At 41.9% G+C, this 22,830-nt stretch carries 18 protein-coding genes and 2 tRNA genes; 19 read left to right on the top strand and 1 reads right to left on the bottom strand.

The window, feature by feature from the left end; translation table 11 throughout:
• Positions 1-25: 25 nt before the first annotated feature.
• The 12 genes from folP to rpsO all read left to right on the top strand — a co-directional run bounded on the left by folP (position 26) and on the right by rpsO (position 10,482).
• Positions 26-859: a dihydropteroate synthase gene (gene folP / locus IEY42_RS03275; protein WP_373292778.1), complete on the top strand. Its 834-nt coding sequence runs from the start codon at positions 26-28 to the stop codon at positions 857-859.
• Positions 860-936: 77 nt separating this feature from the next.
• Positions 937-2,274, top strand: a complete 1,338-nt coding sequence (gene glmM / locus IEY42_RS03270; protein WP_188923919.1) for a phosphoglucosamine mutase — start codon at positions 937-939, stop codon at positions 2,272-2,274.
• A 138-nt stretch (positions 2,275-2,412) separates the two neighbouring features.
• Entirely contained in the window at positions 2,413-3,195 is a 783-nt protein-coding gene (gene tpiA, locus IEY42_RS03265; protein WP_188923918.1) for a triose-phosphate isomerase, read from the top strand.
• Between the two features lie 4 nt (positions 3,196-3,199).
• Positions 3,200-3,535 (top strand): preprotein translocase subunit SecG, encoded by a 336-nt coding sequence (gene secG / locus IEY42_RS03260; protein ID WP_188923917.1) that lies wholly within the window; start codon positions 3,200-3,202, stop codon positions 3,533-3,535.
• Positions 3,536-3,548: 13 nt separating this feature from the next.
• Positions 3,549-3,635, top strand: a tRNA-Leu gene (locus IEY42_RS03255).
• 82 nt (positions 3,636-3,717) lie between these two features.
• Positions 3,718-3,793: transfer RNA gene (locus IEY42_RS03250), tRNA-Met, on the top strand.
• Positions 3,794-3,963: 170 nt separating this feature from the next.
• Complete coding sequence (gene rimP, locus IEY42_RS03245; RefSeq protein ID WP_188923916.1) at positions 3,964-4,419, top strand: ribosome maturation factor RimP; 456 nt, start codon at positions 3,964-3,966, stop codon at positions 4,417-4,419.
• Between the two features lie 31 nt (positions 4,420-4,450).
• Complete coding sequence (gene nusA / locus IEY42_RS03240) at positions 4,451-5,950, top strand: transcription termination factor NusA (protein ID WP_188923915.1); 1,500 nt, start codon at positions 4,451-4,453, stop codon at positions 5,948-5,950.
• 25 nt (positions 5,951-5,975) lie between these two features.
• Positions 5,976-8,633 (top strand): translation initiation factor IF-2, encoded by a 2,658-nt coding sequence (infB, locus tag IEY42_RS03235; RefSeq protein WP_188923914.1) that lies wholly within the window; start codon positions 5,976-5,978, stop codon positions 8,631-8,633.
• A gap of 66 nt (positions 8,634-8,699) precedes the next feature.
• Positions 8,700-9,131 carry a 30S ribosome-binding factor RbfA gene (rbfA, locus tag IEY42_RS03230; protein ID WP_188923913.1) on the top strand — a complete coding sequence of 144 codons (432 nt, stop codon included), beginning with the start codon at positions 8,700-8,702 and terminating at the stop codon, positions 9,129-9,131.
• On the top strand, positions 9,131-10,084 hold the full coding sequence (gene truB / locus IEY42_RS03225; RefSeq protein ID WP_188923912.1) for a tRNA pseudouridine(55) synthase TruB: 954 nt from the start codon (positions 9,131-9,133) through the stop codon (positions 10,082-10,084). The genes rbfA and truB overlap by 1 nt, the downstream gene beginning before the upstream one ends.
• Positions 10,085-10,212: 128 nt before the next feature.
• Entirely contained in the window at positions 10,213-10,482 is a 270-nt protein-coding gene (gene rpsO / locus IEY42_RS03220; RefSeq protein WP_188917278.1) for a 30S ribosomal protein S15, read from the top strand.
• 178 nt (positions 10,483-10,660) lie between these two features.
• Here the strand turns inward: rpsO and IEY42_RS03215 are convergent, their stop codons facing one another.
• Positions 10,661-12,700 (bottom strand): putative bifunctional diguanylate cyclase/phosphodiesterase, encoded by a 2,040-nt coding sequence (locus IEY42_RS03215; protein WP_188923911.1) that lies wholly within the window; start codon positions 12,698-12,700, stop codon positions 10,661-10,663.
• Between the two features lie 397 nt (positions 12,701-13,097).
• Here IEY42_RS03215 and pnp point away from each other — a divergent pair, with 397 nt between their 5' ends.
• The 7 genes from pnp to deoC all read left to right on the top strand — a co-directional run bounded on the left by pnp (position 13,098) and on the right by deoC (position 22,705).
• Positions 13,098-15,194, top strand: coding sequence for a polyribonucleotide nucleotidyltransferase (gene pnp / locus IEY42_RS03210; RefSeq protein ID WP_188923910.1), 2,097 nt, complete (start codon positions 13,098-13,100; stop codon positions 15,192-15,194).
• A 149-nt stretch (positions 15,195-15,343) separates the two neighbouring features.
• Entirely contained in the window at positions 15,344-16,255 is a 912-nt protein-coding gene (nlpI, locus tag IEY42_RS03205; protein ID WP_188923909.1) for a lipoprotein NlpI, read from the top strand.
• A gap of 76 nt (positions 16,256-16,331) precedes the next feature.
• The gene (gene prfC / locus IEY42_RS03200) at positions 16,332-17,912 is read left to right on the top strand and encodes a peptide chain release factor 3 (RefSeq protein ID WP_188923908.1); all 1,581 of its coding nucleotides are present in this window, start codon (positions 16,332-16,334) and stop codon (positions 17,910-17,912) included.
• A gap of 210 nt (positions 17,913-18,122) precedes the next feature.
• Positions 18,123-18,884 (top strand): TatD family hydrolase, encoded by a 762-nt coding sequence (locus tag IEY42_RS03195; protein ID WP_188923907.1) that lies wholly within the window; start codon positions 18,123-18,125, stop codon positions 18,882-18,884.
• A gap of 177 nt (positions 18,885-19,061) precedes the next feature.
• Positions 19,062-20,321 (top strand): NupC/NupG family nucleoside CNT transporter, encoded by a 1,260-nt coding sequence (locus tag IEY42_RS03190; RefSeq protein ID WP_188923906.1) that lies wholly within the window; start codon positions 19,062-19,064, stop codon positions 20,319-20,321.
• A 357-nt stretch (positions 20,322-20,678) separates the two neighbouring features.
• Positions 20,679-21,536 (top strand): nucleoside-specific channel-forming Tsx family protein, encoded by an 858-nt coding sequence (locus IEY42_RS03185; protein ID WP_229779892.1) that lies wholly within the window; start codon positions 20,679-20,681, stop codon positions 21,534-21,536.
• 395 nt (positions 21,537-21,931) lie between these two features.
• Entirely contained in the window at positions 21,932-22,705 is a 774-nt protein-coding gene (gene deoC, locus IEY42_RS03180; RefSeq protein ID WP_188923904.1) for a deoxyribose-phosphate aldolase, read from the top strand.
• Positions 22,706-22,830: the final 125 nt, after the last annotated feature.

Below are 22,830 nucleotides of genomic sequence, written 5' to 3'. Positions count from 1 at the left end.
TTTAATCTTATTGTAGGACATCCCAGTGTTTCAATTTACTCATGCCAATAAAACCCTCGATTTATCAGCGCCTGTTGTTATGGGTATCGTCAATGTCACACCGGATTCATTTTCTGATGGGGGTGCTTATACTGGTTTTGAACAGGCTTGTCGTCATGTTGACCATATGGTTGAACAAGGTGCATTAGTGATTGATGTTGGCGGTGAATCGACTCGCCCAGGGGCTGCTGAAGTTTCTGTGGCAGAAGAGCTCGCACGAGTGCTGCCCATTATTGAATATACCGCTAAAAAACATGATGTGTGGATTTCAATTGATACCAGCAAACCCGAAGTGATGGAAGCCGCAGTGAATGCAGGTGCCAACTTAATTAATGATGTAAGAGCGTTGCAAGCGCCGGGCGCGTTAGCCATGGCAGCATCGCTTGATGTGCCTATTTGCTTAATGCACATGCAAGGCGAACCACAGACAATGCAAGATGCACCAGTATATGATGATGTAGTAGACGAGGTTGCCGCATTTTTCGAATTGCGTATCGCGTATTGTGAAGCCGCGGGTATTGAGCGTGAACGCCTAATCCTTGATCCGGGCTTTGGCTTTGGTAAAACTTTAGCGCATAATTATCGACTATTAGCCATGTTGCCGGCATTACATGAATTTCATTTACCCGTACTTGTCGGTTTATCTCGTAAAAGCATGATAGGTCATTTACTGGGGCGCGATACCGACCAGCGCCTAGCGGGTAGTCTTGCATGTGCGCTTATTGCGGCACAACAAGGCGCGCAGATTATTCGTGTTCATGATGTAGCAGAAACAGTTGATGTACTAAAGGTCATGTCTGCCACCATGGAACAACTATAAATGAAAGTTTGAGTGCATAGCATTCACAAAAAACATAATAATATTAATCACAAAGTGAATCACTTAAGTGGGGACATGTGAAACAAAGACAATTTTTTGGAACCGACGGTATTCGCGGTAAAGTTGGGGCAGGCAAGATGACCCCAGAGCTTGCATTAAAATTAGGCTGGGCGGCAGGTCGAGTATTATCTCGCAGTGGCACTCAAAAAGTCATTATTGGTAAAGATACTCGCATTTCGGGATATTTATTTGAATCAGCGTTAGAAGCTGGGTTATCGGCTGCAGGTTTAAATGTATTACTACTTGGACCAATGCCAACGCCAGCTGTAGCGTATTTGACACGAACCTTTAGAGCCGAAGCTGGGGTTGTTATCAGTGCGTCACACAATCCATATTACGATAATGGCATTAAATTCTTCTCAACCGACGGCAGTAAACTCGATGATGCCATTGAGCTTGAAATAGAAGCCGAGCTTGAAAAACCATTAGTGTGTGTGGAATCGCACTTACTAGGCAAAGCAAGACGAATTGAAGATGCCGCTGGGCGTTACATTGAATACTGTAAGGGTAACTTCCCAGCAGATCAGACCCTCGAGGGATTAAAAATTGTGGTTGATTGTGCCCATGGCGCAACCTACCATATTGCCCCCAATGTATTTCGCGAATTAGGTGCTGATGTTGTCGCAATTGGCGATAAACCAGATGGTTTAAACATTAATGACAAAGTTGGCGCTACCTCAATGGCAAAAATTTGCGAAACCGTCTTAGCGGAAAAAGCTGATTTAGGCATTGCCCTCGATGGTGACGGCGATCGCATTATGATGGTAAATAATCGTGGTGAAGTCATAGATGGCGATCAAATACTGTATATTTTAGCGGTAGATGCACAAAAACGTGGTATTTTAAAAGGCGGTGTAGTGGGTACCTTAATGTCAAATTTAGGGTTACACTTAGCACTGCAAGCACTTGATATTCCATTTGTTCGTTCAAAAGTGGGTGATCGATATGTCATGGAGATGCTTAAACAGCATGATTGGCGTATAGGTGGTGAAAACTCTGGTCACATACTCAATCTCGATCATGGTACAACCGGTGACGGTATCGTTGCGGGTATTTTGGTGCTTGCCGCTATGCAAAGACAGCAAGCATCCCTTGAGCAATTGACTGATGCCATGAAAATGTTACCGCAAGTGTTGGTCAATGTTCGCTTTGAAGGAACGACTAATCCACTCGATACTGATGCGGTTAAATCTGCACAAGCTGATGTCGAAAAGCAATTAGGTGTCCGTGGCCGAGTATTACTGCGTAAATCGGGTACTGAACCGTTGATTCGTGTAATGGTTGAAGGTGATGATCATTCACTCGTGCTTGCTCATGCAAATCGTATCGCAGAGGCTGTAAAAGCAGCATGTTAATTATTTGAATATTCAGTAACGTAGTTGCGCGCTTAAAAAGTAGACGCTTCGACCATTAAACTGAAATATTCCCCTTTTAGCTATTGTAACTTGATAAGTGGTTCGCTATTATTCACGCCGCTTTCAAAGGAGACAGTGATGGCACTCAGACGTCCTATGGTAGCTGGCAACTGGAAAATGAATGGTAATTCAGCATTAGCTGAAGAGCTTTTCAAGAAGTTTGCCTCGAAGCTCCAAAATGATTCCGCTGAAGTGGTTTTATGCCCACCTTCAATTTATCTTGAAAGTGTTAGGCAACTGCTTGAAGCCAATAAGCAAACCTTAGATGGAGCGCTTGTTAGAATGGGCGCGCAAAATCTTAGTCAACATGATTTTGGTGCGTACACCGGTGAAATTTCCGGGCAGATGCTAAAAGATTCAGGATGTCGATATGTCATTATCGGCCATTCCGAACGTCGCCGTATGTACGGAGAGACGAGTAATATAGTGGCAGAAAAATTTGCTGCTGCACAAAAAAATGGTCTTACACCCATACTGTGTGTTGGTGAATCTGGACCTGCTCGTGAAGCAAGACGCACCTTTGAGGTGATTGCTGAAGAGTTAGATATAGTAATTGAAAAAAACGGTACCATGGCTTTTGATAACGCAATTATCGCCTACGAACCTTTATGGGCAGTAGGAACCGGTAAAAGCGCTACACCAGAGCAGGCACAAGAAGTTCATGCGTTTATTCGCAGCCGCCTCTCTGAAGTGTCTCCATTTATTGGAGAGAACATTAGGATTCTTTACGGTGGTAGTGTTACCCCCAATAATGCGGCAGATATCTTTGCCCAACCTGATGTTGATGGTGGTCTGATTGGCGGTGCAAGTCTGAACTCAACTGAGTTTTTAAGTTTATGTACCATAGCGATGAGCGCGTAATAATATGTACGAAGTTCTTATAGTTGTATACTTGGTGGTTGCGTTAGGTCTAGTAGGCTTAATTTTAATTCAACAAGGAAAGGGTGCCGACATGGGCGCATCTTTTGGAGCCGGTGCTTCAGGCACATTATTTGGCTCAAGCGGTTCAGGTAATTTTCTGACCCGTTCAACTGCTGTCTTAGCGATTGGTTTTTTCGCGTTAAGTTTAGTGATTGGTAACTTAAGTGCCAACCACACACAGCAGAATGATCAATGGAACGATTTAGGTACTGCAGCAGAGCAAATCATTGATGAAGCGCCTGTGCAAACCGAACAGTCAGAAACTAAAATTCCTGACTAGTAAACCAGGTGACGCCGAGGTGGTGGAATTGGTAGACGCGCAGCCTTGAGGTGGCTGTGTCTTAACGGACGTGCGGGTTCAAGTCCCGCTCTCGGCACCAAATTTTAACTAACAAACCAAGGATTGTGTTTGATTAGTTATTGCAAGATATGACGTAAATCAATATACTTGCATGCAGTTGACGCGGGGTGGAGCAGTTGGTAGCTCGTCGGGCTCATAACCCGAAGGTCGTCGGTTCAAGTCCGGCCCCCGCAACCAGCTCCTTGTGATTTATTTTCTGTTGAAATTAAATCGCAATTTACAGGTTCTATAATAAAATGACCTCGTGATTACGGGGTTTTTTGTTATATGGACTTTTAAATCCCCGTGGTTTTTGCGGGTTGCTCTGGGGCTTTTAGCCCTTTTTTTGTTTTTTTTGGGGGTCATTTTTGGCAACAATAGAATCCAAGCTAGTTGAAATATTAACGGTTCCAGTTGAGGCGTCAGGCTTTCAGCTTTGGGGCATTGAATATGTTCAAGCTGGTCGTCATTCAATTCTACGTGTGTTTATTGATCACGAGAATGGCATCAACATTGAAGATTGTGCTGAGGCCAGTCGTCAAGTTAGCGCAGTTATGGATGTTGAAGACCCAATTTCTACAGAATACACATTAGAAGTATCTTCGCCTGGAGTAGATAGACCGTTATTTACAGCAGCGCAATATGCCGCTTACATTGGTGAAGATGCGAAAGTACAGTTGACTATGCCTGTTGCGGGTAGTCGAAATTTAAAAGGCGTCATCACTAGTGTTGATGGGCAAATGCTCACCATCAAAGTTGATGGTAAAGACTTGATTGTTGCTTTGGATAACATCCGTAAAGGCAACATTATCGCTAAGTTTTGATAGTTTCAGGTGAAGAACGAGGCAAGACCAAATGAATAAAGAGATCCTGCTAGTCGCAGAAGCGGTTTCCAATGAGAAAGGCGTTCCGCGCGAGAAAATTTTTGAAGCGCTAGAAATTGCTTTAGCAACTGCTACCAAGAAAAAATACGAAGGTGATATTGAAGTTCGTGTTGCGATTGATCGTAAAACCGGTCACTACGATACTTTCCGTCGTTGGATGGTGGTTGATGATAAGGGTGAAGCCTTAGAAAATCCATACAGCGAAATCACGCTTGAAGCAGCGCAGTTTGAAGAGCCTGGTATTCAAGTGGGTGAGTTTATTGAAGATCAAATTGACTCAGTTGCTTTCGACCGTATTACCACGCAAACCGCTAAGCAAGTTATCGTACAAAAAGTACGTGAAGCTGAACGCGCACAAATTGTTGAACAATTTATTGAGCGTGAAGGCGAAATCGTTACTGGTGTCGTTAAGAAAAGTACCCGTGAAAGCGTGGTTGTCGATTTAGGTAATAACGCTGATGGCGTATTATTTAAAGAAGATTTAATTAGCCGTGAATCGTTCCGCCCTGGTGACCGTGTTCGTGCATTATTGTACGCAGTACGTCCTGAGGCTCGTGGCGCTCAGTTATTTTTAACACGCAGTAAGCCTGATATGTTAATCGAGCTTTTCCGTGTAGAAGTACCTGAAATTTACGACGAAATGATTGAGGTTATGGGGGCTGCTCGTGATCCAGGCGCGCGCGCTAAAATCGCAGTCAAATCAAATGACCGTCGTATTGACCCAATTGGTGCTTGTGTTGGTATGCGTGGTGCACGTGTACAAGCCGTATCAAACGAATTAGGTGGCGAGCGTGTTGATATTGTGATGTGGGATGATAATCCTGCTCAATATGTGATCAATGCCATGGCGCCAGCCGATGTTGCGTCTATTATTGTGGACGAAGACAACCACTCTATGGACATCGCTGTTGAAGCAGACAGCTTAGCACAGGCTATTGGTCGTAATGGCCAAAACGTACGTTTAGCGACTCAACTGACAGGTTGGGAATTAAACGTAATGACAGTAGAAGACATGAACAAGAAACACCAAGCAGAAAGTGCGAAAGTGATTGATTTGTTTGTAGCTTCGTTAGATGTAGATACAGATTTTGCGGGTGTATTAGCTGATGAAGGGTTTACTTCACTTGAAGAAATCGCTTATGTCCCAGAATCTGAACTACTCGCTATAGAAGGCTTTGACGAAGGAATCGTCGCGGCATTACGTGAACGTGCAAAAGCAGCTATCTCTACAAGAGCTCTAGCTACTGAAGAAGCGTTAGATGGTGCAGAGCCAAGTGATGATTTATTAGCATTGGAAGGATTAGAAAGACATTTAGCTTATGTTCTAGCGAGCAAAGGCGTAGTGACTTTAGAAGACTTGGCCGAGCAAGGTATTGACGATTTAATTGATATTGAAGAATTAACAGAAGAAAAAGCAGGTGAGCTTATTATGGCTGCCCGCAACATCTGTTGGTTTGGCGAAGAAGCATAAGTCGATCAACAGGGGGATTTAATTGATGGCAGATACAAGTGTAGAAAAATTAGCAGCAGAAGTGGGAAAATCGGTTGAGCGTTTAATCGAACAATTCTCAGATGCTGGTATTAAGAAGCAACAAAAAGACAGCGTTTCAGAACAAGAAAAGCAGCAGCTTTTAGATTTTCTGAAAAAACAGCACGGCGCAGATTCTGCACCGACTAAAATGACGCTTCAGCGTAAAACTGTATCAACGTTAAGCGTTGCGAGTACGGGTGGCCAGTCTAAAGACGTGAAAGTGGAAGTTCGTAAGAAACGTACTTTTGTTAAACGTGATGACGCTGATTTAGCGAAACAAGCTGAATTAGAAGCGCAAGAAAAAGCCAAAGCCGAAGCAGAAGCAGAAGCTAAAGCAAAGGCCGAAGCAGAAGCAAAAGCAAAGGCAGCAGCAGAAGCTAAAGCTGATGCAGAAGCCAAGAAAAAAGCAGAAGCAGAAGCCAAAGTGAAATCAGAAAAAACGAAAGCAGAGCCAAAAGCGCCTAAAGTAACCGATCCGGAAACGGCAGCAGCAAAAGCTGAAGCTGAGCGCTTAAAAGCAACTCAAGAAGCGGTATTAACCGAAAAGCAGAAAGAAGAAGCAGCACAGGCGGCAGAAAAAGCCCGCAAATTAGCTGAAGAAAACTCGAAGCGTTGGGCCGAAGAAGAGCGCTTGCGTTTAGAAGCCGAGAAGAACAGCGATCACCACATTACGACGTCTAAAGTTGCTCGTGCAGCTGAAGATAGCTCAGATGCAGATGATGAAAAACGTGGTCGTCGTGCACGCAACAAAAACACCAACAAAAAACGTGGTGGTAAAGATGCGCGTGACGGTCGTGAAAAACACATGCGTAACCGCAGTACAGCACCGCAGTCTATGGCTCATGGTTTTAACAAACCAGCCGCAGCGGTAACACGTGATGTGCGTATTGGTGAAACTGTTACCGTTTCTGAACTTGCTCACTTAATGGCAATTAAAGCCACTGAGATCATCAAGCAAATGATGAAAATGGGTTCAATGGTAACCATTAACCAAGTACTTGACCAAGAAACTGCCCAAATGGTAGCAGAAGAAATGGGTCATAAAGTGGTTCTAATCCGTGAAAACGAATTAGAACATCAAGTACTGCAAGACCGTGATGATAACGTTATTTTAGAATCACGTGCGCCAGTTGTAACTATCATGGGTCACGTTGACCATGGTAAAACATCACTACTTGATTACATTCGTCGAGCTAAAGTCGCCGATGGCGAAGCCGGTGGTATTACTCAGCACATCGGTGCATACCATGTTGAAACTGACAATGGCATGATCACTTTCCTTGATACTCCTGGTCACGCAGCGTTTACCTCGATGCGTGCTCGTGGTGCTAAGGCAACCGATATTGTTATTCTGGTTGTTGCTGCCGATGACGGCGTAATGCCGCAGACGATTGAAGCTATTCAACATGCTAAAGCTGGTAACGTGCCGTTAATCGTAGCAGTTAACAAAATGGATAAGCCTGAAGCTGATCCTGACCGCGTTAAGAGCGAACTTTCTCAACATGGTGTTATGTCTGATGATTGGGGTGGAGACAACATGTTCGTCCACTTGTCAGCCAAAACAGGCGACGGTGTTGATGAGTTGTTAGAAGGTATCTTGTTACAAGCTGAAGTGTTAGAGCTTAAAGCTGTACGCGATACAATGGCTGCTGGTGTGGTTATTGAATCACAACTTGATAAAGGTCGTGGCCCTGTGGCAACTATCTTGGTTCAAGAAGGTACATTACGCCAAGGTGATATCGTTTTGTGTGGTTTAGAGTACGGTAAAATCCGTGCGATGAAAGACGAAAACGGTAAAGCAATCACTGAAGCCGGTCCTTCTATTCCTGTTGAGATTTTAGGTCTTTCAGGTGTGCCATCAGCAGGTGATGAAGCAACAGTTGTTCGTGATGAGCGTAAAGCACGTGAAGTTGCACTTTATCGTCAAGGTAAATTCCGTGACGTTAAGTTAGCTCGTCAGCAGAAGTCTAAGCTAGAAAACATGTTTGCAAACATGGAAGAAGGTGAAGTACAAGAGCTGAACATCGTCCTTAAAGCGGATGTACAAGGCTCACTAGAAGCAATTTGTGATTCATTAACTAAACTGTCTACAGACGAAGTTAAAGTGAACATTATTGCTCGTGGCGTAGGCGCATTAACTGAAACTGATGCAACACTTGCTGCAGCTTCTAATGCAATCCTTGTTGGCTTTAACGTTCGTGCTGATGCACAGGCTCGTAAAACGATTGAAGCTGAAAGTGTTGATTTACGTTATTACAGCATCATCTATAACCTAATTGATGAAGTTCGCGCTGCAATGACTGGTATGCTTGCACCAGAATTTAAACAAGAAATTATTGGTCTTGCTGAAGTTCGTGATGTGTTTAAGTCGCCTAAACTGGGTGCTATTGCCGGTTGTATGGTTACTGAAGGTTTGGTTAAGCGCAGCGCGCCAATCCGTGTACTACGTGAAAACGTGGTTATCTTCGAAGGTGAACTTGAATCATTACGTCGCTTTAAAGACGATGCACAAGAAGTCCGGAATGGCATGGAATGTGGTATCGGCGTGAAGAACTACAACGACGTTCGAGTAGGAGACCAAATTGAGGTCTTCGAAACAGTCGAAATAGCTCGCACCTTATAAGCACCATTGGAAGGGCGGCATTAGCCGCCCTTTTTGATTGTATACCTAACGTTATGGCACATCATCATGGCAAAAGAATTTAGTCGTACTCGACGTATCGCCCAACAGCTCCAGCAAGAACTTGCAATGGTGTTACAACGCGATATGAAAGATCCCCGCATAGGCTTTGTTACCGTAAACGACGTAGACGTTTCACGTGATTTAAGCTATGCAAAAGTGTTTGTGACTTTTTTTGAAGAAGACATTGAGCTTGTACAACAAAAAGTAGACGCACTTAGTGCTGCAGCCCCATATATTCGTACATTAGTGGCAGGGCGTATGAAATTACGTGTTATGCCTGAATTACGTTTTGTTTATGACAGCTCATTGGTAGAAGGCATGCGTATGTCTAACCTAGTAACTCAGGTCATCAACAAAGATAAAGCTAAACAGCAGCAATATGACCCACAAGCATCAGAAAGCAGTGATTCTATTGATGGTGACAAGGAGCAAGATTAATGGCTCGTCGCCCTAAAGGTCGCTTCATCGACGGAATCGTATTACTCGATAAAGATACTGGCATGAGCTCTAACTTTGCTTTGCAAAGGGTTAAGCGCATCTTTAATGCTAATAAAGCCGGCCATACCGGGGCATTAGATCCATTAGCCACTGGTATGTTACCGATTTGCTTAGGTGAGGCAACTAAGTTTTCTCAGCATTTACTCGATGCTGATAAACGTTACCTTGTCACAGCAAAGCTTGGTCAACGTACTGACACCAGTGATTCAGACGGCGAAGTTGTGCAAACGCGTCCAGTGGATTTTACTCAAGCTCTTTTAGATGAAAAGCTCGAGTTCTTTCGTGGAACCACCCAACAAATTCCGTCGATGTATTCAGCGTTAAAATACCAAGGTCAACCCTTGTATAAATATGCGCGCGAAGGCATTGAAGTGCCGCGTGAATCGCGTCCTATAACGGTATTTGAGCTTAACTTTATTAAGCTTGAAGGTGATGAGTTAACCCTAGACATTCACTGCTCTAAAGGGACTTACATTCGCACTATTATCGATGACTTAGGTGAGATGTTAGGTTGTGGTGCGCATGTGATTATGTTGCGCCGCACTCAAGTTGCAGACTATCCATATGAAAAGATGGTCAGTTTGGCTGAGCTAGAAGCATTATTGGCTCAGGCTCAAGAGCAAGAGATCGCGCCTAAAACCTTACTTGATCCTTTGTTGTTGCCTATGGATACTGCGGTGGCTAATTTCCCTGAAATTAACCTACCTGATGCCATGCTTTATTACGTCATGCAAGGACAAGCGATTCAAGCAGCGGGTTTAAAACCTGATTGTTTAGTTCGAATAACAATAGGTGATGAACGCAAGTTTGTTGGCATTGGTATGATGAATGACGATGGTTTATTAGCACCTAAACGCCTTATTGTTATGCATGAAGATACACAGCAGTCATAACGGTACAAATAGATCGGTTTTTTGTGTTTTTTTATTGCGGTTACAGGTTAATCTCGTTATTATACCGCGCTCGCTCTGGCTGAGTTAGTGATCGGCTAGAGATACATTTACTTTTTTTGGAGATACACATGTCACTAAGTGCTGAAGCAAAAGCAAAAATTTTGGCTGAGTTTGGTCGCGGCGAAAACGATTCTGGTTCAACTGAAGTTCAAGTAGCTTTGTTAACTGCTCAAATTAACCACCTTCAAGGTCACTTTAAAGAGCACATCCATGATCACCACTCACGTCGTGGTTTATTACGCATGGTTAGCGCTCGTCGTAAGCTTACAGCTTATCTAAAGCGTACTGATGCAGCTCGTTATGCTGATCTAATCAAGAAGTTAGGTTTACGTCGTTAATTCGATGTGTTGCTTAGTGTAACTAAGCGGCAAACCGTAAAAAAGGAGGCTTATGGCCTCCTTTTTTATTGTCTACAATTTAATGTCAGGTATTTCCCATCATTACATTTCTGGTAGTTGCAATCATGATGCAGCAATCATAATGTTCAGAGTACGCAACACACTCGATTCGATGAGATTATACGTGCAGAATTTTGGCTGTATTTGCTGCAATATACTGTTGTTCAAATTCTTCTAATGGCAATGGTTCGCTAAAAAAGAACCCTTGGCCGATCTCACAGTTATTATCTTTAAGCCACTGTAGTTGCTCATCGTTTTCAATGCCCTCAGCGACAATCGAGAAATCTAATTGTTGCCCAAGCATCAAGATTGTTGACGCAATTGCACTGTCTTTTGGCAAGTCGCTCACAAAGGCTCTGTCGATTTTCATAGTCGTAATGGGGAGATGGCGTAAATATGATAAGGAGGAATAACCCGTACCAAAATCATCAACGGCGATACCAAAACCAGCTGTTTTAAGTTGTTCTAGCTTAATGATGGCTTGTTCGACATCATTCATTAATGACGTTTCTGTAATTTCAACCTCGAGTAATTCTGGATTAATTTGATAACGAATGGCCAATTGCTTTATATCTGAAATTAAACTGGCATCAGCAAACTGTTGTGATGCGACATTCACCGCAATAGGGATGGCATAATTGTACTTTCGCTGCCATTCACGGATAACTTTACAACTTTGCTCAATGACCCAGCGTCCAATAGGGATGATAATGCCAGTTTCTTCGGCTACAGGGATAAATGACATTGGGCTTATCAAGCGCCCATCTTTTTGCCAACGTATCAGCGCTTCACAATCAACCACTTTATGAGTATTTAAATCAAACTTAGGTTGAAAATACAGCAAAAACTCATTGTTTTTCAATGCATCATGCAATGAGGCTTCTGTGCGAAGTCTGACAGCAGCGCGTTCGGTCATTTGTTGCTTAAAGAAGGACCATTGGTTGGACCCCGCGGCTTTTGCACTGTACATGGCAATGTCAGCGTGGCGGATTAGATCTTCTGCGGTATCACCATCTTCTGGGTATATTGAGATCCCAATTGACGCAGCTGGGTGAATTGCATGTTCATTTAATTGCACTGGTGTATTTAATTGAATTAATAATTTATCAACAAAGTCGGCGGCTTGAGCAGGGGTTTGGATTTCGTCTGCCAAAATAACAAACTCATCACCACCAAGGCGCGCCACACTGCCTCTGTCGCCAACCACACGCTCTAATATGCGTGCAATACGTGCCAAAAACTGATCACCAAGCGCATGACCAAGCGAGTCATTGACGTTTTTAAAGCGGTCCAAATCGATAAATAATAGGCTAAAGTGTCGTTTGTGTACCCGTGAGCGTTGAATAGTGACATTTAAGGTTTCTAGCAATAAGGTGCGATTAGGTAAGCCGGTAAGTGGGTCACGAGTCGCCATTTTGCGTAATTTGTTTTGGGTTTGGCTAAACTGCAATAATATTTGATTGAACTTGCTGGTGACCAAGCCTAATTCATCATCTTTATGGGCTGGCGACATGGGTAATAAGTTTTCATCGGGAGAGTCAGGATCAATTTTATCAATAGCCTCACTGATCTGAGCTATCGGTTGAGTTAAAAATCGATGAAATACTACAGTCAATACTAATGTTAGCAACAATGCTCTGGCTAAGGTGGCGATTAACCCTAGTTGAAGTTGACCAAACAGTTTGTTAGTCAATTTTTGTGTATCGTAAAAAACGGTTAAAGTACCGATAAGCTGCTGCTGTCGCTGATTACCTTCAAAGTAAGATGGACGATACAAAGGACGCGATATTTCTTTTAAATCACCAAACAGTCGTTGACTTAAACTCGCATAGGCTCCTAATGAATTACTGGCACGATTGGCTGTCGATACAAACATCGAACCATCATCAAGTTCAATAACAGCGGAACCCACATTATCGACTTTTATGATCCCTTGGAGCGTTTGGCTGGCGAGTTTGTCATCGAGTGACCAGACAGCATTGGTGGTGGTTTGCTCTACAGAATTGAGTAACTCCTGTTGTGCATCGGCTAATTGGTTTTTAGTTGAGATGACTTGAATGGCAATTTCGACAACAAAAATAGCAATAGCAAAAAACAAAGCAGTAAATACCACTAGGTTAGTCTGTTTCCATGTTAGAGACTTAAATCTGGGGGGCATCTAGTATTCCATGTCTTATAAGTGACTAATTTTACGTTATTTGGTTGTGTTGTAGATGCGATAAACACAAATGATCGCTGAGTTTTAATAAAACCCATTTTATGATTGGTTATATCCTTTTGGCCTTCAATCATAGATGCTTATCACTGCGTTAACTTTAGTCAAATTCAACACTTTTGTCATTAACAATGTCGGTAAAACCTGTCCTTGGATAACTTATTTGTAACAAATGTCGAACTCGCTATAACAAATTGATGATTTATGGCATGTTCTACTGTAGTAAAATGATTATTTTAAATATTTATCAATCTGTATATCGCGCCTATTTAACTATTCAAAGTATTTGAAGTATACTTGAGCGCGTAATTAAAGGTCATTAAATTAAGGAATGGGTCAAGTGAATCCAATTGTAAAGAGTTTTGAGTATGGTCAACATACCGTCACCTTAGAAACAGGTGTCATTGCACGTCAGGCAAATGCTGCAGTTTTAGCAAGCATGGGCGATACCACGGTATTAGTTACCGTAGTGGGTAAAAAAGAAGCCGATTTAAGCCGCGACTTTTTCCCGTTAACCGTTAACTATCAAGAAAAAACATATGCAGCAGGTAAAATTCCTGGTGGTTTTTTCAAGCGTGAAGGTCGTCCATCAGAAGATGAAACTCTGATTGCCCGTCTTATCGACCGTCCAATTCGTCCTTTATTCCCTAACGGTTTTAAAAACGAAGTTCAAGTTATCATCACTGTGGTATCTGTTGATCCACAAATTGAGCCAGATATTATTTCAATGATTGGTACCTCAGCTGCTTTAGCAATTTCAGGTATTCCTTTCAATGGTCCTCTTGGTGCTGCTCGTGTTGGTTATATCAATAACGAATACGTGCTTAACCCAAGTGTAGAGCAACTGGTTACTAGTGACTTAAACCTAGTTGTCGCGGGTACTCAAGCTGCTGTATTGATGGTTGAATCAGAAGCTAAATCGCTAGCTGAAGAAATCATGTTAGGCGCTGTGACTTATGGTCACGACCAACAACAAGTTGTGGTTAACGCTATTGGCGAATTTAAAGCTGAAGCGGGTAAGCCTACTTGGGATTGGACTGCACCAGTTCAAGACCAAGACTTAGTTGCTAAAATCAAAGATCTTGCTGAAGCAGAATTAACTGAAGCTTATCAAATTGAAGTTAAACAAGACCGTTATGTTCAAGTCGGTGTTGTTAAAGCTGCGGCAAAAGCTGCACTAGTTGCTGAGAATGCTGATGTTGATTTACGTGAAGTAGACAACTTATTAGGTAGCTTAGAGAAAAAAGTTGTTCGTGGTCGTATTATCAGTGGCAAGCCACGTATCGACGGTCGTGAACCAGACATGATCCGTGCGCTTAACGTACTTGCAGGTGTGTTACCTCGCACACACGGTAGTGCATTATTTACCCGTGGTGAAACTCAGGCATTAGTTACTTGTACATTAGGTACAGAACGTGATGCTCAGAAGATTGATAGCATTATGGGCGAGCGCACTAACCGCTTTATGCTTCACTATAACTTCCCTCCGTATTCTGTTGGTGAAACAGGTATGGTTGGCTCACCTAAGCGCCGCGAAATCGGTCATGGTAAGTTAGCATGGCGTGGTATGAATGCTGTTATGCCTTCAGCTGAAGAATTTCCATACAGCGTTCGCGTAGTATCTGAAATCACTGAGTCAAACGGTTCAAGCTCTATGGCTTCTGTTTGTGGTACATCATTAGCATTAATGGATGCGGGTGTTCCTATTAAGTCTTCTGTTGCTGGTATTGCAATGGGTCTTGTGAAAGAAGGCGACGATTTCGTTGTACTTTCTGACATCTTAGGTGATGAAGATCACTTAGGTGATATGGACTTTAAAGTAGCCGGTACTCGTGATGGTATTACTGCTTTGCAGATGGATATCAAAATTGAAGGTATTACAAAAGAAATCATGGATATCGCACTGCAACAAGCATACGGTGCACGTGTTCATATCTTAAACGTGATGGACCAAGCAATTGGATCGCACCGTGATGATATTTCTGATCATGCTCCACGTATTACGACTATCAAGATTAATCCTGAAAAAATTCGTGATGTTATTGGTAAAGGTGGTGCGGTTATTCGTGCTCTTACTGAAGAAACTGGCACTACGATTGAACTTGATGACAACGGCACAGTCAAAATTGCATCGTCTAACGGTGAAGCAACTAAAGAAGCGATTCGTCGTATTGAAGAAATCACTGCTGAAGTTGAAGTGGGCCGTATCTACAATGGTAAAGTTATCCGTATCGTTGATTTTGGTGCGTTTGTTAACATCCTTCCAGGTAAAGACGGTTTAGTACACATCTCGCAAATTAGCGATGAGCGTGTAGCTAATGTGTCGGATCACCTACAAATGAACCAAGAAGTTGCTGTTAAGGTAATGGAAGTGGATCGTCAAGGTCGCGTAAGATTGTCAATTAAAGAAGCTCAGACTAAGGATACTGCTGAGTAATTTAATCTAACATGTTAAGCGACTTAAAAAGGAGATCATATGATCTCCTTTTTTTATGTTTATTAAAATAATCTGTGTGAGTCCATAGCTCTTAGATAAGCAGATTGCTATGATATTGAATATAAATAAAACCTGATAAGGTAATACGAATGGAATGTAAACTACGCACCACAGTCATTGCCGTTGCTGTCGGTGTAAGTATGTTGTTGTCAGGCTGTGCTGCAACGCAAGGTTCAAGTGAAGATGTTGCAGGGCAAATGATTGTCGCGCCTGTCATGCCTGATTATAAAATGGAAGTGACCCTCGCTAAGCTAAATGAAGTATTAGCAACAATGGAGCTCACTGATGAACAACGTGCACGTTTTCATTACGACCGCGGGGTCATTTACGACAGCGTTGGTTTACGTTTATTAGGTCGAATTGATTTTCACCAAGCCATTAAGCTTCAGCCTGATTTAGCCGATGCGTATAATTTTTTAGGTATTTATTACACCCAAGAAGGCGAGTTTGAAAGTGCCTATGAGGCCTTTGACGGTGTATTGGAATTATCACCAGGTTACGATTATGCCTACCTTAATCGTGGCATCGCCTTGTACTATGGTGAGCGTTATCAATTAGCGATAGAAGATATGCAAGCATTCTTTGAGCGAGACCCTACTGATGGCTATCGGGTGCTATGGCTTTATTTAATGTCATCTGCGGTTGATAACACACAGGCATTAGCGGATTTAGCATTACAACGTCAACAGTTAAAGAATCAAGATTGGGCGAGTGTTTTGGTTGATTTTTATTTAGGTAAAATTAATCAAGAGCAAGTGTTTGCCGCGGCAAAAGTGGGTTTGTCACAGCCTAAAGAATATGCTGAGCGTTTATGTGAAGCGTATTTCTATTTAGCAAAACACGCTGCAGCACAAGGGCAATACCAACAAGCCGCTAATTTTTATCGATTAACATTAGCGACAAATATTTACGATTTTGTTGAACATCGCTACGCCAGAATTGAATTAGCAAAAATGAAAAACATGATCCAAAAGTCAGTGGCATTATCTGCCGAAGGTTAAACTTTACTTTGCCTAGCCAATTCTATCGATAGGCGCTATAATTTGCGCCTTTTTTAGCGGCTAGTGCAAGGTTAACATGTCAGGCAACAACGTTGAGGTCGACAAGCGTCGTACCTTCGCCATCATTTCGCACCCCGATGCGGGTAAAACCACCATCACCGAAAAAGTACTATTATTCGGCCAGGCTTTACAAAAAGCCGGTACGGTTAAAGGTAAAAAGTCTGGACAACATGCTAAGTCAGACTGGATGGAAATGGAAAAAGATCGTGGTATCTCTATCACAACTTCTGTTATGCAATTTCCTTACGGTGGCGCACTCGTCAATTTACTTGATACGCCTGGTCACGAAGACTTTTCGGAAGACACATACCGCACACTGACCGCAGTAGACTCTTGTTTGATGGTAATCGACTCTGCCAAAGGTGTAGAAGATCGTACTATTAAGCTGATGGAAGTGACACGATTACGCGACACTCCGATTGTGACGTTCATGAACAAATGTGACCGTGACATTCGTGATCCAATAGAACTAATGGACGAGGTTGAAGACATTTTAAAAATGGCTTGTGCACCGATTACTTGGCCTATTGGCTCAGGTAAAGAATTTAAAGGTGTTTACCATATTCTGCGTGACGAAGTGATTCTGTACCAAAGTGGTATGGGTCATACCATCCAAGAAAAACGTATTATTAAAGGGTTAAACAACCCAGAGCTTGATAAAGAACTGGGTGCTTACGCGGCAGAAATCCGTGATGAAATGGAACTGGTTGCAGGTGCATCACATGAGTTTGATCAAGCAGCATTTTTAAAGGGTGAATTGACACCTGTCTACTTTGGTACTGCATTAGGTAACTTTGGTGTTGACCATATTCTAGATGGCATCGTTGAATGGGCGCCTAAGCCACTGCCGCGTGAAACAGATGCTCGTGAAGTGCTACCGAATGAAGAGAAGTTCTCTGGATTTATTTTTAAAATTCAAGCCAACATGGATCCTAAGCATCGTGACCGTGTGGCCTTTATGCGTATTTGTTCGGGTAGATATGAACAAGGCATGAAAATGCACCATGTGCGTATTGGTAAAGATGTCAATGTGAGCGATGCATTGACCTTTATGGCGGGTGACCGTAATCGTGCTGAAGCTGCATACCCAGGTGATATTATCGGTTTACATAACCACGGTACCATGCGCATTGGGGATACATTTACTCAAGGTGAAAAGATACGTTTCACTGGGGTGCCTAACTTTGCGCCTGAAATGTTCCGTCGTATTCGTTTAAAAGACCCCTTAAAGCAAAAGCAATTACTCAAAGGCTTAGTGCAACTATCAGAAGAGGGCGCGGTCCAGGTGTTTAGGCCGATTGACTCTAATGATTTGATTGTTGGTGCTGTAGGTGTACTGCAGTTTGAAGTGGTTGTTGGACGCTTAAAAAGCGAATATAACGTTGAAGCTATTTACGAAGGTATTAGTGTGAGTACTGCTCGTTGGGTTTACTGCAAAGATGAGCGTAAACTTGAAGAGTTTCGTCGAAAGTGCAGCCCTAACCTTGCACTAGATGGTGGTGATAATTTAACTTATATTGCGCCAACTATGGTTAATTTAAACTTGTCGATGGAGCGTTATCCAGACATTGAGTTTGCTAAGACCCGCGAACACTAATTGTTAATCGATATGTTGTTTTAATGTTAAAAAGGTGGCTTTGGCCACCTTTTTTTATTGTTTTTTAAGCGGCTCGTCACAGTATCAATGGTATCTTTCTGTATCTAAATGACGTGTTTGTGTAGAGGTTCGTAGCAAAGAGCGTGTGCTTGATACTATATTGATTCCAATTGTTGGCGAAATAGGTGCCATTTGCTAAGTAGGTGATTAATGATCGATACCCATGCTCATCTTGATATGCCAGAGTTTGATGCTGATAGAACTGAGTTGGTCGCAGCGATGGCTGCCCATGGCATTACCTCTGCCATTATCCCTGGAGTGACTGTGGACGCTTGGGATAAACAACTGGACATTGCTGTAAAGTATCAATGGTACTTTTCGCTAGGGATCCATCCTTGGTATGTACCAGATGATATTGATGATGCCATTTGTAAGCTAGATGCCAAGTTGAAGCAATATAGAAAAAATAAGCATTTAGTTGCCGTGGGCGAATGTGGTTTAGATAAATTGCATAATTGGTCTGATAAGCAACTGTTAATATTAGAGAAGCAATTAGAGCTTGCACAAAAATATCAATTGCCAGTGATTTTACATGCGGTTAAAGCGCATCAAGAATTATTAGGGTTACTACGTAAAGCCAAGTTAAGCCGAGGAGGTGTGGTACATGGCTTTTACGGAAACAGTATTGTGGCTCAACAATATATCGATCTCGGCTTTAAATTAGGAATTGGTGGTTTATTGCTCAACCCTAGTGCCAAAAAGCTTCGACAGGCGGTGACTGACTTACCGTTAAATCACTTTTTATTAGAAACGGATTCACCCAGTATGAGTCCTTTCGATGAAGTGAATCAACGTAATACCCCTTTAACATTAACCAGAATTGTGTCCGAAATCTCATTTTTAAAGAAAACTGAAACTGTCTGTATATTAGAACAGTTGAATAAAAATGCAGTGCAACTGTTTGAGCTTTAATTGTTTTTTTTGAAACGGATTGCGTAAATTTTGGTTTTATTGCCTAAGAGATTGAAATTAAACTCTAAAAAGTTGATCAAAACGACGCTTTTCGTTTCACGCTCAGTTATAATCATCAACGGAAATTAGGTGAGTTAACAACATTCAAAAAAACTGTTAACAAAAGGGTGATGATTAATGGATATTTTAATGAGTTTAGTAGGGGTGGTCACCCTACTTGCGATAGGTTTCTTACTATCAAACAATAAAAAAGCAATTAGTATACGTACTGTTGGTGGTGCTTTAGCAATTCAAGCATTCTTCGCCGGCTTCGTATTATATGTTCCAATCGGTAAAGATATTCTGAAAGGTGTTTCTGACGCTGTATCAAGTGTAATTAGTTATGCACAAAGTGGTATTAGCTTCTTATTTGGTGATTTAGCTAACTTTAAAGTTGGTTTTATTTTTGCCATTAACGTATTACCCGTCATTGTATTCTTCTCTTCTTTAATTGCAGTGCTTTACTACTTAGGCATTATGCAGTGGATCATTCGTATTATTGGTGGTGGTTTACAAAAAGCATTAGGCACAAGCCGTACAGAGTCTATGTCTGCTACAGCCAACATCTTTGTTGGTCAAACTGAAGCGCCTTTAGTTGTTCGTCCGTTCATTGCCACAATGACTCAGTCTGAATTATTCGCCATCATGGTGGGTGGTTTAGCCTCAATCGCTGGTTCTGTACTAGCGGGTTACGCGCAAATGGGTGTACCTATTCAATACTTAGTTGCAGCGTCATTCATGGCAGCACCAGGTGGTCTATTAATGGCCAAACTGATGCACCCTGAAACAGAAACTGCTATTAACGAAATGGATGAGTTACCAGAAGATCCTGATAAGCCAGCTAACGTATTAGACGCTGCTGCTGGTGGTGCTTCATCTGGTATGAGCCTAGCGTTAAATGTTGGTGCAATGTTGATTGCATTCGTTGGCTTAATTGCCATGATCAACGGCATCATTGGTGGTGTAACAGGTTGGTTTGGTCTAGAGGGTATTACTCTAGAACTTATCCTTGGTTATATCTTCATGCCTTTAGCATTCTTAATCGGTGTACCTTGGAACGAAGCATTAGTTGCAGGTTCTTTCATCGGTCAAAAGATTGTTGTAAACGAATTCGTTGCTTACTTAAACTTTGCTCCATACCTAAAAGATGTTGCTGATGGCGGTATCTTAGTTGAAGCAACACAAGCAGTGATGACTGATCGTACTAAAGCGATTATCTCATTTGCACTGTGTGGATTCGCTAACTTATCTTCTATTGCAATCTTACTTGGTGGTTTAGGTGCTATGGCTCCTTCACGTCGCCATGACCTTGCAAAATTAGGTATCCGTGCTGTTATCGCTGGTTCATTAGCTAACTTAATGAGCGCGACATTAGCAGGTTTATTCTTAGCTATCTAAGTTAAGAGTATTGATAGGAGGTTATCTCCTATCACACTGGGTCTTTACACTTATAACGATAGAGACCCAGTGTAATAAGAACATTGTTATTGATTTTTGTGTTAATCCACCATTTCCGATGTGACACGACAACTGATTGATTACTGCGAAAGAGGATGCTTTAAAACCGCTAGTTAGTATCAATGAGTGTTGTTATCAATATGTAGGCATTATGTCGCGATATTGTTCACAAAATAGAATTTTGTATTCGTTTTTTATCGATTAATTGTTGTGATTTGTACTATTAGCGGTAAAATACGATTGATTAGAAAAGAAGTGCTATCCAAAAAGATAGTTTAATAATATATGGGGTTGATGATGATAAATTTAAAAACTGTTGCATTAGCAAGTACTCTTGCTCTAGCTGGAACATCTTTTACTGCTTCTGCTACTGACTTTAGTGATGGCGACATCCATAAGAATGATTACAAATGGATGCAGTTCAACTTGATGTATGCGTATGAAGAGGTTCCTCGTTCTCCTGCTGCTCATACTGGTCATGACTACTTAGAGATGGAATTTGGCGGTCGTTCAGGTCTTTGGGACCTATACGGTTACGTTGATGTGTTTAACTTAACTGAACATGATGCATCTGACAAAGATGGTTCTCCTAAAATGTTCATGAAGTTCGCTCCTCGTCTTTCTTTAGATGCATTAACTGGCAAAGACCTTTCTTTTGGTCCAGTTAAAGAGCTTTACATAGCAACATTATTTGAATGGGGCGGTGGTGCGAACAATATTTATAGCGCTGATGGATCAAACGGTCGTGGTGACGGTGATGTAAACAACGCTAAGATCGGTCTTGGTTCTGATGTTGAAATCCCATGGTTAGGTAAAATTGGCCTAAACGTAATGGGTTACTACAACATTGAAGCTAAAGATTGGAATGGTATCCATATTGCCACCAACTGGTTCAAACCTTTCTACTTCTTTGAAAACGGTAGCTTCCTATCTTACCAAGGTTACATCGATTGGCAGATTGCTGATGATGAATTCCAAGGTCGCTCTCAAGCAGAACAAAGCATTATCTCTTACCAGGGGATTCACTGGCATTCAGATCGCTTTGCACTTGGTTATGGCTTGAAAGGCTATAAAGATGCGTACTTGATTGAAGATTCTAAGTACTTCGAATCTACAGGTTTCACGCATTACTTTACAGCGACATACAAGTTCTAAGATTGGTATAGTGAATATGTTGGAGCCGCAGATTGCGGCTCCAAATTTTAAAAATAAAAAGAAAAAACAACCCAATTATTGAAATCTTTATCTAAAATTATTGTCTAAGTATCGTAGTTTTATATAAAGGTTTGTACTCTACAAAGTTTTATTTTCGCGCGCTAAAATGGATTTTTCGCGGAATGGTTGAAACAACTGTCTTTGTTTTATCTTTTCCGGTCTTCAAGGATTCAAGTCGTGGTACTCGTTATCAGATTGAATACTTAGGTTAGTAAATATCACCTAGATTTACTGGCAATACTGAAGGCCCGGCCATAATAATAATCATATGCCTGTTACCTAGTGTTGCCTGAATAAAAATTTATCTACTTTGATTTTTCGTTTGGAGAGCAATAATGACTGATTTAAAAAAAGCGGCGCAACTTGGCATTTCTTTAATGGATTTAACCACATTAAATGACGATGATACCGATCAAAAAGTGATCGACTTGTGCCACAAAGCTAAATCACCTGCTGGCAATACTGCCGCTATCTGTATTTACCCACGTTTTATTCCTATTGCGCGTAAAACGCTAAATGAGCTTGACTGTGAAGATATCAAAATCGCCACAGTAACTAACTTCCCACACGGTAACGATGATATTGCGATTGCGGTATTAGAAACTCGTGCAGCTGTTGCTTACGGTGCTGATGAAGTGGATGTGGTATTCCCATATCGTGCATTAATGGACGGCAATGAAACGGTTGGTTTTGAGCTTGTTAAAGCCTGTAAAGAAGAATGTGGCGATGCGGCCATTCTTAAGGTCATCATTGAGTCTGGTGAGTTAAAAGACCCTGCGCTAATCCGTAAAGCATCTGAAATATCAATTGATGCTGGTGCCGACTTTATCAAAACATCAACCGGTAAAGTACCGGTTAATGCCACATTAGAAGCCGCTGAAATTATGTTAACCGTTATCAGCGAAAAAAACCGTAACGTTGGCTTTAAGCCAGCCGGTGGCGTACGTGATGCAGCACAAACCGCCGAGTTTTTAGGTCTAGCAGCACGCATTTTAGGCGATGATTGGGTGACTCCCCAAACATTCCGTTTTGGCGCATCAAGCCTATTAAATAGCTTATTGCACACATTAGAGTTGTCAGACGCGCCTAAACCGACTTCAGGTTACTAATGACAATAGTCTAGTGGAGTTCTGCTAGGTTTTATCTTCACTTTAGATGACGCATCAATGCGTTATCTAAAGACACTATCATACGATAGTATTCCTATATTAATGGCGATCCTAAAGGTGATGGG

The sequence above is a fragment of the Shewanella algicola genome (assembly GCF_014648035.1).
In the GTDB taxonomy this organism is placed as follows: domain Bacteria; phylum Pseudomonadota; class Gammaproteobacteria; order Enterobacterales; family Shewanellaceae; genus Shewanella; species Shewanella algicola.
The sequence above is the reverse complement of the archived record's forward strand: the minus strand, read 5'-3'. Positions and strand labels throughout refer to the sequence as shown.